Here is a 16,937-nt window from a genome sequence, read left to right as displayed (position 1 = left end):
ACCCCATGCTCAAATACGGACGCGCACTCAATTTCCAACGCTGGATCGATGACAACCAACATCTGCTGAAGCCACCAGTCAACAACGCCCAGGTCTGGAAAGAAGGCGACTTCATGATCACCATCGTGGGGGGCCCCAATGGCCGCTCGGACTTCCACGACGACCCGATCGAGGAGTTCTTCTATCAATTCAAAGGCAATGCCCATCTGGTCATCCTGGACCGCGGAAAGTACGAACGCGTGGAGCTGCGCGAAGGCGATATCTTTCTGCTGCCCAAGCATGTACTGCATTCGCCGCAGCGCCCGGAAGCGGGCAGCCTGTGCTTGGTGGTCGAACATGTGCGCGACCATGGCGAGACGGACGCGTTCCAGTGGAACTGCGCGTGCTGCGGCCACCTCATCAAGCGCAGCGAAGTCACTCTGCAGAGCATCGTCAACGATTTGCCGCCCGTGTACGAGCGCTTCTATGCCACCAGCGAACAAGAGCGCACCTGCACGAGCTGCGGCACCGTGCATCCCGGACGCGACTACAAAACCTGGCACCAGCAGTTGGCAACCTCCAAGGTGAACAACGCACAAGGAGCCGCCGCATGATCGACATGCATTCGCACTTTTTCCCGCTGATCAGCAAGCAGGAAGCCGCAGCGGTCGATGCCGATCTTGCGCCATGGATCGCAGTCGATCCCGGTGCCAGCGAAGGCCAGATCATGGTCGGTGACAAGCCATTTCGCCCTGTGTACCAGGCGCTCTGGAACCCGGACTTTCGCCTGAAGGAAATGGACGAGCAAGGCATCCGCATCCAGATCGTCTGCGCGACGCCGGTGATGTTCGGCTACTCGTGGGAGGCCGCCAAAGCAGCCGATTGGTCGACGCGCATGAACCAGAAGGCCGTGGAATTCTGTGCCAAGCACCCCACTCGCTTCAAGCCGCTGGCTCAGGTGCCTCTGCAGGATTTAAAACTCGCCTGCGCCGAAGCGCTGCGCGCCAAGAAGGCTGGTTGCGTGGGCGTGCAGATCGGCAATCACGTCGGCGACAAGGATATGGACCATCCCGACATCGTCGATTTTTTGATCTTCTGCGCAGAGAACGACATTCCGATTCTTGAGCACCCCTGGGACATGATGGGCAGCGCGGGCCGCATGAAAAACTGGATGCTGCCGTGGCTCGTGACGATGGCAGCGGAGACGCAGCTGTCAATGATGTCGCTGATCCTCTCGGGCGCTTTCGAGCGTATTCCCGAATCGCTCAAAATCTGTTTTGCACATGGCGGCGGCAGTTTTGCCTACCTGCTGGGCCGGGCCGACAACGCCTGGAAGCACCGTGACATCGTGCGCAAGGATTGCCCTCGCCCCCCTTCCGAATACGCACGCCGCATGTTCGTCGATTCGGCCGTTTTTGATCCAGGCGCGCTCAAGCTGCTGGTTGACGTGATGAGCACCGACAACGTCATGCTGGGTTCGGACTATCCTTATCCGCTGGGCGAACAGCGTATCGGCAAGCTGGTGAAGGATGCCTCCTTCCTCGACGCGGCGCAGCGCGACGACATCCTTGAACGCAACGCACGCAAGTTCTTCGGACTCGACACGCCAATTCCTGCCGCAACATGAAGTGATGGCCTCGAATATGCGTGCGCAGTTGCCAAAGGCCAACTCCGCCCAGTCGCTTGGCGGCATCCTGTCAGCCAAATCAATTTCAGGTATGCAATGAGGGCAGAACCCAACGGGCATTGGCCTCAGCATCAGCACACGTTCCGACGAAGGCAGAGTCGCCCGCAGATTTGAATTCCTGCAATCCGAGGGAGGGAATTACCTGCGGAGCAACTTGTCCTCAGCCAGGCGGCACAAAACCTGTTAACTTGGGGCCATGCCCACGTTCACATCCACTTTCGCCAGTCTTTTCGCAGCGATGTTGCTGGTCACCACCATACCGGCCCATGCTGCGCGGCCAGGCCCATTCGAAGTGACTGAGAGCAGATCGGCCATTGGCAACAAGGCCGCAAAACCACCGCGCATCAAGAACCGGTGTTTTGGCGCAGAGCAAATCGACAAAGAGGGATTTCTGTACCCAGACCAGTTGCTTGGCCAGCGTTTCAGTCAATGCCGTATCGCCAACAGCCGCCTGGTGAACAAGAACCGCAAGGAGTGGACGGTGAAATGCGGCAACATGCTGTCGGCGCAGGCGTTCCAGATCAACACCGGGGCCCACTTTCAACTGCACATCGATGCCCGAATACTGGGTGGTGCAATGAAAAAAACGCTGGACTATTCTGCCAAGTCGCTGAAACGGGCTTGCGTCGCAGGAGACAGCCGGCTGGAGTGATGTGGCGCTCCTTGATGAGGCCAACACAGGTTCGCCGATTCTCCTTGTACCGTGAGAATGCGCTCCCGCCTCGCGGTCCGTCACAACCAGATCGAACTCATCAACCAGTCCCTGCTGGTGCTCGCGGGCAGCAAGGCAGGCAGCGGCTACATGGCGAGCGATGCATTCGCCAAGGCCACACGCGCCACCCACACAGATCTCTTAAAGATCGAATGCACCTCGCATGTCGGGACAAACCGGGAGCCAAGATGCGGAGGAGCACCCATGACTACACCCGGTCGCTTCAGCCGCCCTGCAGAAGTTGAAGGGGCGCTGTGCATCTTCATGTGAATTTTTACAAAGGAATATGTATCATATTGTGCTGAATTGACTGAAAATAAAACTGTGCGTTCAGAACAGCCCCCGAATTCGATCGACCTCCTAACGCAGCAACCGCAGATGAGGGCGCTGCTGTCCGCTGCTGTCCGGCAGTCGAGCAATGCACTGATGATCACCAACGCAGACATGACCGGCGATGGGCCGGTGATTCAGTTCTGCAACGCAGCATTGTGCGAAATGACCGGGTATGCAGAGGCCGAGCTGCTTGGCAGGTCGCCTCGAATGCTGCAGGGTCCGCTGACCGACCGGAAGGTCCTCGATGAGCTGCGTGCATGTCTTGAAACGGGTCATGAATTTGCGGGCGTTGCGCTCAACTATCGAAAAAACGGCTCAACCTATTGGCTGGAGTGGAATATATCGCCCGTCAGGGATGAGCTGGGAACCATCAGCCATTTTGTTTCGGTGCAACGCGACATCTCGGCCAGGGTGCATGCCGAACAGGAGCGCAAACTTCTGGCGCAGGCCTTGAACTCAAGCAACGATGCGGTTCTGGTCACAGACAGCGAATTTGCCATCGTCTTCGTCAACCTCGCGTTCGAGCAGATGTCGGGCTATCCGGCGAGCGAACTCCTGGGTCAGACACCCATGTCGATCTTGCGCAGCGGCGCTCATGAACCATCGTTCTATGACCGCTTGAAAGTGGCCTTGGGCAACGGTGAAGATTTCCGGGCGACCTTCATCAACCGACACAAGAACGGTGGTGAGTACTACGCGGAACAGAGCATTGCGGCCCTGCGCGATTCAGGGGGACGACTCACCCACTATGTCTGCATCGCCAAGGACATATCGACCATGGTCCAGCGCGAAAACATTCTGAAAGAGCAGGCTACCCGAGACAGGCTTACCGGCCTATTGAATCGACATGCCGGGGAGGCGGCGTTGCAACGCTGCCAGGTGGACGCTCAAGAAAGCGGTCTGGCCTACAGCCTGATCATTGCGGATGTGGATTTCTTCAAGCGGATCAACGACGAATTTGGCCATTCGGCTGGGGACCGCGTGCTCAAGTTGGTCGCCAACGTCCTTCGGGAGGGCACGGGTGACATGGGCGATGTGGTGCGTTGGGGCGGAGAGGAATTTCTGCTCATCGTCCGCACAGCCGCTCTGAGTGAGGTCATGGATCTGGCTGAGCGTGTTCGTGAGGCAGTGGCCGCCTGCGCCGATCCGGGAGTTGGGCATTTCACATTGTCCCTTGGCGTTGCTCGTGTCTTGGAGCAGGAGAAAACTGAGGCCCTTCTTTTGCGCGCCGACAGCGCTCTCTATCAAGCAAAGCATGCCGGGAGAAATCGGGTCGCACTCAACGTACTCAACGCGTAATACGCAATACGCAATACGCAATGCGCAATGCGCAATACGTGCCGGTAAGGCACGCATTTCTCTCGTCAAGAATCGTTCAGCCACGTCGGCACAGCCATAGGTTCCACCGCCTGATCGAGCGAATAGTCGAATCATCGACCAGACCGTTCGCTCATTCAATCATGCGTGCTCAGAAATCCACGCTCGCCGAAACCACCACCGTGCGCGGAGCGCCCAGCGCCAGGCTCGACAGCAATGGCATGCCCCAGTAGGCCTTGTTGGTGACGTTGTTCACCGTCGCGCGCAAGGTGATCGGATACTCCGCCGCCTTGGTCGAGTAGCGCGCGCCGACATCATAGATCGTGCGACCCGATGCCCAAAGCTGGTTGTCTGCGCTGATGTATTGCTTGGAGACGGCCGTGGCGTTGGCGGTCACGGTGAGGCCCTGCAGGGCCGGCACATCCCACTCTGCGCCCAGCTTGCCTTGCCATTTTGGAACGCCGGTGGCGGTCTTGCCTTGATTCACACCTCCTGCCGTCTGCGTCAGCTTGGGTGCGGTGTAGGCCACGCCGCCCATCAGTCGCACACCGCTCAACGGTGCGCCAAAGAAGCCCCATTCCAGACCGCGATTGCGCTGTTCTCCACCAAACGAATAGACGTTGGTGACCGGGTCGGTGTAGCTGCTGGGGCGATTGATCTCAAACAGGCTGAAGGTGTGCGCAAATCCGCCAAGGTCCAGCTTCACGCCGACTTCCTTTTGCTTGCTCTTGTAGGGAGCGAAGACTTCACCCGCATTGGCGGCGGTCATCGGTGCGGTCGCGCCCTGGCTCAGACCTTGGATGTAGTTGGCATAGACCGATACATGGTCCGTCGCCTTGACCACCAGCGCCGCCGCTGGCGACGTGGCGCTCTGGTCATAGCGTGCGGTGCGCGCCCCGCTCGTGACGCCGAAGGTGTCGCTGACCACCTGCTGGTGGCGCGCGCCCAACGTCAGTTGCACGCGGTCCTCTGCGAATGACAGGGTATCCGCAATGCCGTAGCTGGCCAGACGCACTTCGGTGTGGGAAATGTGCGGCGCGATGAATTCGGCAGCGGGCCCCCAGACCGGGTTGTAGAGATTCGTAGTCCAATCCGCGCCGGGCACACTGCGGCGGCCAAAGTCGTTTTGCTTGTGCGCGTAGTGCGTGGCGTTCAGCGCCCATTGATGTTTGATCGATCCGGTCTGCAGCTTGCCCTTCAAGCCCAATTCTGCGGATTGCTTCTTCTGGTCGAACGCCAACTGGCCCATCGAGGTGCGGTAGTCTCCCGCCGCATTGAGTACCTGGGCGGACATGGCGCCGTTGTATTGGTAGTTCGTCTTGCTCACGCCAAAGGCCGCATAGGCCATGACCTGATCGCTCACGTCGAACTCGCCACGCACCATCACCGCCTTGTCCTTGTTGTGGACATAGGACCAATCCGGATTCAGCAAGGTGTCAGCCTTGGGCGGCCGGGGAATCGCAATGCCCGGTGCCAGATTGATGCCCCGGGTCACGCCATTCACGCGGTCGTCGCTGGCGTAGATGTCCGCAGAGATGCGCGCACGCTCGCCGCGCCAGTCCAGCCCCACCGAGGCCAACTGCACCTTCTTTTCCTGATCGTTGACTGCGCCGTCTCCATTGCGGTAGGCGCCGTTGAAACGGATGCCGAACTGCTTGTCGTCGCCGAATCGGCGGCCCACATCGATGTGCCCTCCGAACTGGGAGTCCGACATGTAGGTGGTCGTCAAACGGGTCAGCGGTTCGTTGCCAGCACGCTTGGGTACGAGATTCACGGAGCCGCCCACCGAGCCGCCCGGAGGCATGCCATTGAGCAATGCTGAGGGTCCTTTCAACACCTCGATGCGGCCGAACATTTCCGGCGTCGTTCGGTAGTACGGGGCCATGCCGTAGAGACCGCCGAACGTCATGTCGTAGGTGTTGGAGGAAAAACCGCGGATCGAATAGGCCTCGCTCCAAGCCCCGGACACGCCGTTGCTGAACACCGTCGGGTCGGTGGCGGAAATCACCTCGGTGATGGTCTGGGCCTGTCGGTCTTCAACGAACTTGTCGGTATAGCTGATGGCGTTGAAAGGCGTCTCCATGAAGTCCTTGTCGCCCAGAAAACCCAAGCGGCCGCCCGACGACACCTGCCCGCCCGCGTAGGGCGCGGTTGGCAATGCGGCATTTTCCTTCACAGTGACCTGCGGCAGCGTGGCCGTGGCTTCCGGGCGCTGGCTTGCAGCGGTCTGGGAGATGGAGTACGGAGCGGCAACGGCCATGCCTCCAAGTGCCACGCCCATCAGCAGCGCGCTTCTGGCGGTCGTGCTGCGTCGCAGGGCAAAAGGAGCTGCAGCGGGATAAGGGCTTGGTGCGTTCGGTGCTACAAGGTTTGAGCGAGTGTGGGTGCGGCGTGTAGACATGCCAGGTTCCTTGAGATGAAGCTTGAAATCGACTCGTTGAATGGACGGCTTGTTGGCTGGGTAGAACCTGGCTACGAAAAGCGATGAAAGGAAAACTATGATTGGAAGACGAGGTAACATTGAAACGTTGAAGCGTCAGCGCTGATAGCCCTTGATGACGTCGTCCATCAGCAGGCCGAGCGACGTCGGGCTAGCGCCGGTGATATACCAGGCATCCGCGTCGACAAAGACCACGCGGCCGTTTTTCCAGGCCTTGGTCTGACGCAGCAGCGGATTGGCGATGCTCTCGGCATTCATGACCGGGCGGCGCTCCATGACCGCCGTGCGATTCACCACATAGAGAATGTCGGGATTGGCCTGTTGAATGAACTCGCTCGAGATCGGCTGGCCATGCAGGCTGGCTTCGGCTGCCGTGTTGGCAGGCTTCACCCCCAACGCGCTGAAGACAAAACCGTAGCGCGACTGCATTCCGAACGAGCTGAAGGCCCCGTTGTTGTGCAGCACGATCAGCGCTTTCTCGGCACGGCCTTCGGTGGTGCGCTGAGCCAGTTGCACCTTGGCATCCAGTTGCGCGGCCTTGTCTTTGGCGATGGCTTCTTTCTCGAAGATGCGTCCCAAGGTCTGCAGATGTGCCTTGACGACATCGATGTGGCCCGTCGCGCTGTTCTTGAAATCCACGTCGTAATGCAGCGTGGGCGCAATCTCGGTGAGTTCCTGAAAGTGATTGGCCTGAATCGGCGTCATCAGGATCAGGTCGGGCCTCAAGGCATGCACCCGCTCCAGATTCGGCTGAACGATAGCGCCGAGGTCCCGAACCTTCGCATCGTTCTTGTACTTGACCAGAAAGTGCGGAACAAAGTCCTTGACCATGCCCGCAATCGGCACACCGAGCTGGTCGAGAAAATCCACCTCGTTCATCTCCAGCGCCGCCACGCGCTGCGGCAGCTTGTTGATGACCGTGGTACCCATCCGGTGCCGAACGGTGATGGGTGCATAGGCACTTGCCATCTGCGGCAGCGCGAGCAGTGTCGCGCTTCCTGCCGCAGAGAGCACAAATTGTCTGCGTTCTGGTGTCATGAGCGTTTTTCCTTTTGTCCTTTGGAGGTGAAGTAATTGCAGACGCAGCCACGGTTGCTGCGCGTGATGTCGAAATCCAGTTCGTACAGCTCGGCCAGACGTGCTTCGGTCACCACCTCGTCGGTCGGTCCGCAGAAACGCAGGGCACCGTTCTGGAGGGCTACGATGTGGTCCGAATAATTGGCCGCGAAATTGATGTCATGAATCACCAGAATGACGGTGCGTCCCTGCTCGTCGCACAGACGGCGCAGCGCCTGCATGATCTGCACCGCATGCTTCATGTCGAGGTTGTTGAGCGGCTCGTCGAGCAGCAGCACATCGGTCTGCTGCGCCATGGTCATTGCAAGAAACGCCATCTGGCGCTGCCCGCCGCTGATCTCGTCGATCCAGGCGTGGCGCAAAGACTCCAACGACAGAAAATCAATGGCCTCGTCCACGGCGCGCCGGTCCTCGGCCGTCAGAGTCCCACGGCTGTGCGGAAACCGGCCGAAGGCCACCAACTCTTCAACGGTCAATCGCATGTTGAAGCCCGGAGACTGGCGCAGCGTGGCGACCCGCCTGGCATAGTCAGCCGTTTTGATGTGGGCGACGTTCTGGCCCTGCCATTCGATCTCACCCGCGCTCGGCTCCAGCAACCGCGCCATCAGCATCAACAGGGTGGACTTGCCCGCGCCGTTCGGGCCGATCAACGAGGTGACGCAGCGCGCGGGAAACGCAGCGCTCACGCCATTCAGCACGGCCTTGTCGCCGTAGGTTTTTTGAAGGTTGCGAACGGTGATCATGGATTGCCTCGCGCACGCACGATCAGCGCGAGGAAGTACGCACCACAGACCAGATTCACAAGAATGCTGACGGTGGTCTTGTAGTTGAAGACATGCTCAACCAGAAGCTGAGCGAGGATGAAGATCGCGATGGCGATTGCGCACCCGAGAGGCAGCGAAAGACGATGCCGGGCACTGGGCGCCAGGGCGTAGACGATGTTGGCGACGAAGATGCCCACGAACGCCGTGGGCCCGATGAGGCTGGTGGAGACCGCGACGAGCACGGCGATCAGCGCGAGATAGAGCCGCAGATAGACCGGCTGCTGCACCCCCAGCGAGATGGCTTGATCGCGACCGAGCGCGAGCACGTCGAGGATCGGCAAGGTCTTGCAAACGACCACGCTGACCAGCAGAACGGCCACGCTCGCGTAGATCAGCGTTTCGGGCCGTGCGCGGTTGAACGAGGCATAACTCAGCCCCTGAAACACCGCGAACTCGCCCGGGCTGATGCGCAATTGCACGAACTGCGTGAACGTGCCGATCACCATCGTCAGCACCAGCCCCAGCAGCAACAAGACGTAGACATCGCCCTTGCCCCGGCGCAACAACCAGCGGTTGAGCCACCACGAGTAACCCAGCATCAGCACCACCGACACCAGGAAATTACCACGCACGCCCAGCATCGTGAGCCCGAGCGTTCCGAGCAGCAGAAGCAACAGCGACTGCCACAGCAGATAGACGGCCTCGTAGCCCATGATGGCTGGCGTCAGAATGCGGTTGCCCACCAGCGTCTGGAAAATGATGGACGAGACCGCCACGCAAATGCCACCAACGACAATGGCCGCAAGCCGAACCAGCCGCTTGGGGATCACATAGTCGAAGTCGAGCCCCGAGCCCAGCAACACAAAGGCCACCGCCAACGCGACGATGCCGAGCGCTATCGACCAACGAAGACCGGCGCGCACTACCGGACTCTCCGCAGTATCAGCGCGAGGAACAGCACACCACCCACAGCGCCTGCCGTGAGCCCGATAGGCACCTCGAACGGGTAGATCAGCAGCCGCCCGATGATGTCGCAGGCCAGCAGCAGCGACGCACCACCCAGCGCCACCAGCGGCAGCGTGCGCCTGAGGTTGTCCCCACGACGCAGGGCGACCCACTGGGGAACGACCAGTCCGATGAACGGGATGGCACCCACTGCGATGACCGAGGCGGACACCGTCACGGCCACCAACACCAGTCCAATCACCGCCGTGGCGGCGTAGCCAAGCCCGAGGCTGGCAGCCATGTCCTCGCCCATACCGAGGACTGTGAAGCGATGCGCGTACAGGTAGGCCAGCACCACCACCGGCAGGATGATGTAGAGAATCTCGTAGTGCCCCTGCACAATCCGCGAGAAGTCCCCGAGCAGCCAGCCCTGCATGCTTTGCAGGATGTTGTTCTGGTACGCGTAAAACTCAGCCAGTGCGCTGAGCACGCTGCCGTACATCAGGCCTACCACCGGCACGAGCACCGTGTTGCGGAACCGGATGCGGCGGATGATGGCGACGAACAGCAGGCTCGCAGCAAGGCAGAAGACCAGCGCAAACACCATCCGGCTGACGATGCTAGCCGTTGGCATCAACGTCAGCGCCACCAGAATGCCGAGCTTGGCCGCATCCAGCCCGCCGCAGGTGCCAGGCTCAACGAACTTGTTGCGCACGATGTGCTGCAGGATCACGCCGCACACCGACAGCCCTACGCCCGTCAGAATCAGTGCCGCAAGACGCGGCAGACGACTGGCGGTGAGCGTCAACCACGCGTCGCCGGAGAGCGAAAAAAGCTGCGTCCATGCGATCTGCCGCGCCCCCACCAGCAGCGAGGCAACGCACAGCAGCAAGAACAAAACCAACCAGCGCACGCGCATCACCGATGCGCTCCATGCGGCTGCTCCGCCGCGATGCGCCAGCCCTTGGCCGCTGTTCTCTGCTTCAAGAAGCGGGCGTAGCGACCATCGCGCTCCCACAGTTGCGCGGGCGATCCGTGCTCGATCACCCTACCGTCTTCGAGCACCACGATCTGATCCGCCATGGTCACTGTGGAGAGCTGATGCGCGATCACGATCAGCGTGCGCTTGCCGCGCAACCGGGCGAGCGCCTGTGCGATGGCTGCCTGGTTTTCAGCGTCCAGCGCCGCCGTGGCCTCATCCACCAACAGAATCGGTGCGTCCTTGATCAACGCCCGCGCAATCGCGATGCGCTGGCGCTCGCCTCCCGACAGGCGCGCCCCGCCCTCTCCCACCTGCGTGTCCATGCCCTGCGGCAGGCGCTCGATGATTTCCACCACACCGGCTTGCTGCGCGGCGTGCAGGATCTCCGCATCGCTGGCATCGGGCTTGCCGATGCGGATGTTGTCGGCAATGCTGCCCGAGAGCACAAAGCTGTCCTGAAAAATCTGGCTGATCTGCCCAGCCAGTTGCGCATCATCCATTTGCCGCACGTCGACACCGCCGATCAGCACACTTCCCTGAGTGACATCGAAAAACCGCGCGATCAAGCGCATGAGCGTGGATTTTCCTGAGCCTGACAAACCGATCAGCGCCGTCATGCTGCCCGGCTCCACGCGCAAGCTCACACCGCGCAGCACCTGCGGCTCGTCAGGCGCATATCCGAAATGCACATTACGCAGCTCGACCGAACCATCCACCGGCACTTGCGGATCGCGCGGCTGCGGCAACGGCTTCACATCGAACAACTCGCGGATCGCGTCCAACTGCGCTCGCGCGCTGCGCAGCACCTCCGCATACCCCGCCACTTCCAGCAAGGGTTCGACATAGCGCACCACGAGCAACAGCGACACGATGACGGAGATGCCCTCTCCCATCGTCAACGCAGTTTGCATCTGCCCGGTCAGCCACGCCATGGCCGCCATCAGCAGGGCCGCGAACACCAGTTGCACGGCCCAGACATTGAGCACGGCCGACAGCGCCGAGAGCCCTATCAGGCGCAGACCCGATTGCCGCTGCCGCTCGACCGCCTGCTCAAGAAACCGCGTGCCACCGCCCTCGCCGTTGAACGCACGCACCACCGACTGGGCCTGCGCAAACTCCACAATGCGCTGGCTGGATTGCGCAAAATCGCGCTGAAACACGGCGTCCGCGTGGCGTGCAAGGCGCGTCGTCCACAGAAAAACGCCTGCCAGCAAGGACAACGCCACCAAGGCGATGGCGCCAAGCACCGGCTTCAGCCAGAACAACATCACCAGCATCACCAGCGGCACCACTACCCCGCTGATGAGCGGCGTGAACACATGCGCGGGAAGCTGTGCCACGCTCATCATCCCCTGCGTGACCACATGACCGATGCATGCGCTGTTCTCGGGCGTGAACCACCCCACGGGCAGCCGCACCACATGCTCGCCAAGCCGGTGGCGACCGCTTTGCAGCACGGCCACGCCCACGCGCACCCCCGCCTGCTCGACATGGCGACGCGCCAACCACGACACCAGCACGCCACCCATCAACGCCGCCAGCCACCACAAAGCGGCGCGCGCATCACCCGCCAGCAGATGCGAGAGCACGGGCACCAGCGTGGTGATGGTCAGCCCGCACCACAGTCCGTAGGCCAGCGTCATCCAGAAGTAGCGGCGCAGCAGAAGAGCATCGTCGCCCAGCAATTGCACAAAAGTTTTCAGCATGGCTAGCGCTCCTTTGGTGCTGCAGATGCGTATCCACCCACGTGCCACAGCCGCGCATAGCGGCCATTTCGCGCCATCAGATCCGCATGGTTGCCCTGCTCGGCGATCTCGCCCCCATCCAGCACCAGAATGCGATCCGCCTGCATGACGGTATCCAGCCGATGGGCGATGACCAGCACCGTGCGCCCTCTTGCAAACCGCGAGAGGGCATCCTGAATCGCCGCTTCGTTCTCCGCGTCGGCCGATGCGGTGGCTTCATCGAGCACCAGCACGGGCGGGTCCAGCAACACAGCGCGCGCGATGCTCACGCGCTGGCGCTCGCCTCCCGACAGCTGCGCATCCTCGCCAACGACCGAGTCGTAGCCGCGCGGCAAAGCGAGAATCCGCTCGTGGATATGGGCCGCGCGCGCGGCGGCCTCGATCTCCTGCAGGCGGGCCGATGGTCGCCCCAACGCGATGTTTTCACGCACGCTGGCATGAATCAGCCGCACCTCCTGCAGCACAAAACCGATGCGCTGGTAGAGCGCCGCGCTTTCCATCTGCCGCAGATCGACACCGCCCAGCGTGATGCGCCCTTCCGTGGGATCGAAGAAGCGCAACAGCAGCCGCGCCATTGTTGATTTGCCCGCACCCGACGGGCCGACGATGGCAGTGACCGTTCCGGGCCGTAGCGCAAGGCTGATGCCGGACAGCACGCGGTGTCCCGACGCGTATGCATAGCCCACCTGCTCGAAGTGAACATCGTGACCCACGGGTACCTGCCGCTCCTGCGGCTTTGGCTGTGGCAGCTCCGGCGCGCCCAGCAACGCGAGCACCCGCTGCGCAGCACCCGTCGCGCCTTGCAGATCGTGCAGCAAGGTGTGCAGCAGCAACAGCGGCGCGCAAATGCCCGGAGCCACCAGAGCGAACGGCAGCACCTGAGCGGGAGTCGCCCAGCCCGCGCCGACGAACAGGGCACCGCTCGCCAATACCACGCCGAGCACCGTCACCGGCGCAATCAATGCGTGGGCATGCGCCATGGATTTCACCAGCGGCCGCGTGAAATCGGTGAAGGCTTGGGCAAACGCATCCACGGCATAGCGATATCCGGCGTGCGTCTGCCCCGCGCCGCCAAAGGCTTTCACCACCGGCATAGCGTCTGCGAACTCGACGGTCGCACTGTTGATGCGACCGAGCCGGGCGACGAATTCCTGCATGTTGGCGCCGCTGGCCTTCATCGCGTGCTTCAGGAACAGAAAGAATCCGGGAAACGGCAACAACGCCATCAGCGCCATGCGCCAGTCCAGCACCAGCAGATAGATGGCCGAGATGGCGGTCATGCCCGCCGCGCGGCCAACGGCGGTGTAGAAATGCGCCGTCAGGCTGTGCAGCGTGGCGATGTCATCCTGCATGGCCTGCTTGACCTCGCCCGACGCGCGGTCGGTGAACCATCCCAGTGGCACGCTCGACAATCTTCTCGCGACGGCGATGCGCAGATCGAACGTGACGCGGTTGTCCGCCAGATGCGCAAGAACCTCTCCCGCCAGCATCAACCCCATGCCCGTGAAAAGGCACAGCAGGCTGAGCACGACGATGGGCCAGACGTCTTCCTCGATGCCCGCCAGCACCGCGCCGCCGATGTGTGCGATGGCCGCAAGCGGCACCAGCGTGAGCATGGCCCCAATGGCGGCCAGTACGCCAGCGGTGATCAATCGCCCACGAATGGGCTTCAGGATCCGGGCGACCGGACCGGGTTCTTTGGCTGCAGGCGCAGCAGCGTCATGAGTGCGCATGCGAGACGAGATGGGAGGTTCTGGGTTAACCAGCGGGGGCAAACCGAAATGGAAACACGAATTAGTTGCATGATACTAAACTAATTCATCAACGCAAGCCATGTGGCCTCATTCGGGCAACGTGAATACGGGACAATCACTCTCAAAATGGAAAACACATGCCCCACAGCAAGCCCGCTTTCACGCCTCCCACACGCGGACGACCGCGCACCATCACCCGCGAAAAGATTGCAGATGCCGGTATCGAAATCGGATTGCCCCACATCACCTTCGTAGGCGTCGCCGCCGCCCTGGGCGTGAGCCACATGGCGCTGTACAAGCACGTGCCCAGCCTGGAAGCCCTCAAGCATCTGGTCGCCGAAGAGATCTTCAGCCGCTGGCAACTGCCGCAGGCCCGCAACCCCAAGCAGGTGGATCTGAAGGAATATCTGCTCGTCTTCACCACGTCCGTGCGCGAGTTCGTCAAAGCCCATCCGGGCGTGACGCCCTACGTGATCCGCCGACTGGCCGCCACACCCGCCATGCTCGAGAAGATCGACGGGCACCAGAGCCACATCGCAGAGGCCTACGGCATCAGCAAAGAGCAATCACGCTGGCTGCTTGCCACCGTGACGTTCTTCTGCATCGCCGCTGCCGATACGGTGTATTCCGCGGCAAGACTGGAGCCCGTCATCGCATCGGACCTGACGGCCGAAGAGGCCGAGATGGAGGCGGAATACCTGGAGGGGGTTGACGCCCTGATCGTTGGCGCGCTGGCACGCTTGAAAAACGGTCTTTTCGAGAGCAGCGCCACTCGCCCCCGCTAGCAACTGCAGCGCAATTTTCAAACGATGAACTTGCTCAGCGAACCGATGCGAACACTGGCCCGATTTTCAAAGCAGAACCGACTGCAAGGCCGTCAATCCGTTTCATGAAATCGTGGCGCTTCTCAGCCGCTTCGCTGCACTGACCATGTTGGTCAGCGCGGGAAGCACTTCCGCCCACTGGCGAGTCTTGAGACCGCAGTCCGGATTCACCCAAAGCCGTTCTACGGGAATGCGCAGTGCAGCCTTCTTCATCAGCTCCACCATGTGCTCTTCGGCCGGGATATTGGGCGAGTGAATGTCATACACGCCGGGGCCAATCTGGTTGGGGTAGTTGAAGTGATCGAACGCGTCGAGCAACTCCATGTCAGAGCGTGAAGTTTCGATGGTGATCACGTCCGCATCCATATCGGCAATCGAAGCGATGATGTCATTGAACTCCGAATAGCACATATGGGTATGAATCTGGGTCTCGTCGCGCACGCCGTTCGCGGAGATGCGAAACGATTCCACGGCCCAGTCCAGATATTCCCTCCACTGCGACCGGCGAAGCGGCAGGCCCTCCCGCAATGCCGCTTCATCGATCTGGATCACGCGCACGCCCGCCCGCTCCAAATCCAGCACTTCGTCGCGAATGGCCAGTGCAAGCTGCTTGCACGAGACCGAGCGTGGCTGATCGTCGCGCACAAACGACCAGTTCAGGATAGTGACGGGCCCTGTCAACATGCCCTTCATGGGCTTTTGCGTGAGCGACTGCGCATAGGTGCTCCATTCCACGGTCATGGGGCGCGGACGGCTGATGTCGCCAAACAGAATCGGGGGCTTCACACACCGCGAACCGTAGGATTGCACCCAGCCAAACTGGCTGAAGGCATATCCATCAAGCTGCTCACCGAAATACTCCACCATGTCGTTGCGCTCGGCCTCACCGTGCACCAGCACGTCAAGACCAAGACTCTCCTGCTCGCGCACACTGCGCTCGATCTCGGCACGCATCGCCCTCTGGTAACCAACCAGGTCCAAGCGCCCCGCCTTGAATTGGCTGCGGGCCTGGCGAATTTCTGGAGTTTGCGGGAACGAGCCAATCGTGGTTGTGGGAAATGTCGGCAGGTTCAATAGCGCAGCCTGCTTGGGCGCGCGCAGTTTGTAGGCATTTTCGCGCTGACCGAGTTGCGCATCGATCTTCGCCACCGCTTCTTGCACCTTGGGATGATTCACCCGTGGCGATGAACGACGGACATCCAACGCGATCTTGTTGGCGTCTAGTGCGTCCTTCACTGAACTACGGCCTTGGCTCAACGCCTTACCCAGCACTCGCAATTCATCCAGCTTTTGCAGGGCAAATGCCAACCATGATTTCACATCGACATCGAGCTGGTCCTCGCTATCCAGATCCACTGGCACATGCAGCAGTGAACACGAAGGTGCCACCCACAGGCGCTCGCCCAACTGCGCTGCCAACGGCTCAATCCAGTCGAGCACGTTGTTCAAATCCGTCTTCCAGATGTTGCGCCCGCTGATCGCACCAATGGAGAGCACCTTGTGGCCTGGCAAAAGCCCAATGAATTGCTGCACATCTTCGCGGCTGCCATTCACCGCATCTACATGCAGCCCCGCCACGGGCAAGTTGGCGGCAAGGTGCTTATTGTCCTGCAATTGCCCGAAATAGCTCGCCACCAGAATTTTCACTCTCGCGGTTTTCAGGTGGTGGTAAGCGGTGTTGAAGGCATACTGCCAGTCCGCATCCAGCTCAGTCACCAGGATCGGCTCGTCGATCTGTACCCACTCCACGCCTTTGGCGGCAAGTTGATCCAGCAATTCGGAATAGATGGGCAGCAAACGAGTCAACAACTCGAGCTTGTTCGAATCGTCCTTGGCCTTGCCGATTGAGAGGTAAGTGACTGGACCGATGATCACTGGCTTGGCGTTCACACCTTGTGCCTTGGCCTCGGCCAGTTGCTCCAGTAGCCGCGAGGCATCGAGCTTGAACTGCGTGGCGGAGCTGAATTCGGGGACGATATAGTGGTAGTTGGTGTCAAACCACTTGGTCATCTCGCCAGCTGCTACACCACCGCAGCAGACGCTGTGCTCGTCGAATCCCTTGGCGGACCGGCCACGCGCCACGCGGAAATAATTGTCGAGCGGATCACCATGAAAGCCCTGCACGCGCTCGGGCAGATTGCCCAGCGTGAAGCTCATGTCCAGCACCTGATCATAGAACGCGAAGTCGCCCACGGGCACCAGATCCAGCCCTTGCTGATGGGCCCAGTGACGCTTGCGCAGCCCGGCGCCGAACGACTTCAGTTGCTCGCCTGAAGACTCCCCCTTCCAGTAGGACTCGAGCGCGAACTTCAGTTCACGCTGCGCACCGATACGGGGAAATCCGAGATTGTGGATAGTGCTCATGGCTCAGAAAAAAT

The 16,937-nt window shown here is 60.9% G+C and carries 14 protein-coding genes; 6 read left to right on the top strand and 8 right to left on the bottom strand.

The window, feature by feature from the left end; genetic code table 11:
* Positions 1–5: 5 nt before the first annotated feature.
* The 5 genes from G7047_RS06930 to G7047_RS06910 all read left to right on the top strand — a co-directional run bounded on the left by G7047_RS06930 (position 6) and on the right by G7047_RS06910 (position 4,010).
* The gene (locus G7047_RS06930) at positions 6–593 is read left to right on the top strand and encodes a 3-hydroxyanthranilate 3,4-dioxygenase (protein ID WP_166302668.1); all 588 of its coding nucleotides are present in this window, start codon (positions 6–8) and stop codon (positions 591–593) included.
* Positions 590–1,606, top strand: a complete 1,017-nt coding sequence (locus tag G7047_RS06925) for an amidohydrolase family protein (protein ID WP_166302665.1) — start codon at positions 590–592, stop codon at positions 1,604–1,606. The genes G7047_RS06930 and G7047_RS06925 overlap by 4 nt, the downstream gene beginning before the upstream one ends.
* A 298-nt stretch (positions 1,607–1,904) precedes the next feature.
* Entirely contained in the window at positions 1,905–2,318 is a 414-nt protein-coding gene (locus tag G7047_RS06920) for a hypothetical protein (RefSeq protein WP_166302661.1), read from the top strand.
* Between the two features lie 57 nt (positions 2,319–2,375).
* Complete coding sequence (locus G7047_RS06915; protein WP_166299485.1) at positions 2,376–2,648, top strand: hypothetical protein; 273 nt, start codon at positions 2,376–2,378, stop codon at positions 2,646–2,648.
* 108 nt (positions 2,649–2,756) lie between these two features.
* Positions 2,757–4,010 (top strand): PAS domain S-box protein, encoded by a 1,254-nt coding sequence (locus G7047_RS06910; RefSeq protein WP_166302657.1) that lies wholly within the window; start codon positions 2,757–2,759, stop codon positions 4,008–4,010.
* Between the two features lie 169 nt (positions 4,011–4,179).
* Here the strand turns inward: G7047_RS06910 and G7047_RS06905 are convergent, their stop codons facing one another.
* The 7 genes from G7047_RS06905 to G7047_RS06875 form a co-directional block, all read right to left on the bottom strand.
* The gene (locus tag G7047_RS06905) at positions 4,180–6,288 is read right to left on the bottom strand and encodes a TonB-dependent receptor (protein WP_371813884.1); all 2,109 of its coding nucleotides are present in this window, start codon (positions 6,286–6,288) and stop codon (positions 4,180–4,182) included.
* Between the two features lie 276 nt (positions 6,289–6,564).
* Positions 6,565–7,506, bottom strand: coding sequence for a siderophore ABC transporter substrate-binding protein (locus G7047_RS06900; RefSeq protein ID WP_166302654.1), 942 nt, complete (start codon positions 7,504–7,506; stop codon positions 6,565–6,567).
* Positions 7,503–8,288 (bottom strand): ABC transporter ATP-binding protein, encoded by a 786-nt coding sequence (locus tag G7047_RS06895; protein ID WP_166302649.1) that lies wholly within the window; start codon positions 8,286–8,288, stop codon positions 7,503–7,505. Before G7047_RS06895 ends, G7047_RS06900 begins: the two co-directional genes overlap by 4 nt.
* A complete protein-coding gene (locus G7047_RS06890) occupies positions 8,285–9,232 on the bottom strand; it encodes an iron chelate uptake ABC transporter family permease subunit (RefSeq protein WP_166302644.1) in 948 nt (315 codons plus the stop codon). The genes G7047_RS06895 and G7047_RS06890 overlap by 4 nt, the downstream gene beginning before the upstream one ends.
* The gene (locus G7047_RS06885) at positions 9,232–10,173 is read right to left on the bottom strand and encodes an ABC transporter permease (protein WP_166302640.1); all 942 of its coding nucleotides are present in this window, start codon (positions 10,171–10,173) and stop codon (positions 9,232–9,234) included. The genes G7047_RS06890 and G7047_RS06885 overlap by 1 nt, the downstream gene beginning before the upstream one ends.
* Entirely contained in the window at positions 10,173–11,942 is a 1,770-nt protein-coding gene (locus tag G7047_RS06880) for an ABC transporter ATP-binding protein (protein ID WP_166302636.1), read from the bottom strand. The genes G7047_RS06885 and G7047_RS06880 overlap by 1 nt, the downstream gene beginning before the upstream one ends.
* A gap of 2 nt (positions 11,943–11,944) precedes the next feature.
* A complete protein-coding gene (locus G7047_RS06875) occupies positions 11,945–13,714 on the bottom strand; it encodes an ABC transporter ATP-binding protein (protein ID WP_166302632.1) in 1,770 nt (589 codons plus the stop codon).
* A gap of 158 nt (positions 13,715–13,872) precedes the next feature.
* Here G7047_RS06875 and G7047_RS06870 point away from each other — a divergent pair, with 158 nt between their 5' ends.
* Positions 13,873–14,520, top strand: coding sequence for a TetR/AcrR family transcriptional regulator (locus G7047_RS06870; protein WP_166302628.1), 648 nt, complete (start codon positions 13,873–13,875; stop codon positions 14,518–14,520).
* 102 nt (positions 14,521–14,622) lie between these two features.
* Here G7047_RS06870 and metE read toward each other — a convergent pair whose 3' ends face one another.
* Entirely contained in the window at positions 14,623–16,923 is a 2,301-nt protein-coding gene (metE, locus tag G7047_RS06865; protein WP_166302625.1) for a 5-methyltetrahydropteroyltriglutamate--homocysteine S-methyltransferase, read from the bottom strand.
* Positions 16,924–16,937: the final 14 nt, after the last annotated feature.

This window comes from Diaphorobacter sp. HDW4A, from assembly GCF_011305995.1.
Lineage (GTDB): Bacteria > Pseudomonadota > Gammaproteobacteria > Burkholderiales > Burkholderiaceae_C > Diaphorobacter_A.
This window is presented reverse-complemented; position numbering and strand designations above follow the sequence as displayed.

Bases quoted from the DNA above. Each gene is read 5' to 3' on its own strand.
- G7047_RS06875 (WP_166302632.1), bottom strand. From the start codon at position 13,714: ATGCGCACTCATGACGCTGCTGCGCCTGCAGCCAAAGAACCCGGTCCG.
- G7047_RS06885 (WP_166302640.1), bottom strand. From the start codon at position 10,173: ATGCGCGTGCGCTGGTTGGTTTTGTTCTTGCTGCTGTGCGTTGCCTCG.
- metE (WP_166302625.1), bottom strand. From the start codon at position 16,923: ATGAGCACTATCCACAATCTCGGATTTCCCCGTATCGGTGCGCAGCGT.
- G7047_RS06925 (WP_166302665.1), top strand. From the start codon at position 590: ATGATCGACATGCATTCGCACTTTTTCCCGCTGATCAGCAAGCAGGAA.
- G7047_RS06895 (WP_166302649.1), bottom strand. From the start codon at position 8,288: ATGATCACCGTTCGCAACCTTCAAAAAACCTACGGCGACAAGGCCGTG.
- G7047_RS06900 (WP_166302654.1), bottom strand. From the start codon at position 7,506: ATGACACCAGAACGCAGACAATTTGTGCTCTCTGCGGCAGGAAGCGCG.
- G7047_RS06930 (WP_166302668.1), top strand. From the start codon at position 6: ATGCTCAAATACGGACGCGCACTCAATTTCCAACGCTGGATCGATGAC.
- G7047_RS06910 (WP_166302657.1), top strand. From the start codon at position 2,757: ATGAGGGCGCTGCTGTCCGCTGCTGTCCGGCAGTCGAGCAATGCACTG.
- G7047_RS06905 (WP_371813884.1), bottom strand. From the start codon at position 6,288: ATGGCCGTTGCCGCTCCGTACTCCATCTCCCAGACCGCTGCAAGCCAG.
- G7047_RS06920 (WP_166302661.1), top strand. From the start codon at position 1,905: ATGTTGCTGGTCACCACCATACCGGCCCATGCTGCGCGGCCAGGCCCA.
- G7047_RS06880 (WP_166302636.1), bottom strand. From the start codon at position 11,942: ATGCTGAAAACTTTTGTGCAATTGCTGGGCGACGATGCTCTTCTGCTG.
- G7047_RS06915 (WP_166299485.1), top strand. From the start codon at position 2,376: ATGCGCTCCCGCCTCGCGGTCCGTCACAACCAGATCGAACTCATCAAC.
- G7047_RS06870 (WP_166302628.1), top strand. From the start codon at position 13,873: ATGCCCCACAGCAAGCCCGCTTTCACGCCTCCCACACGCGGACGACCG.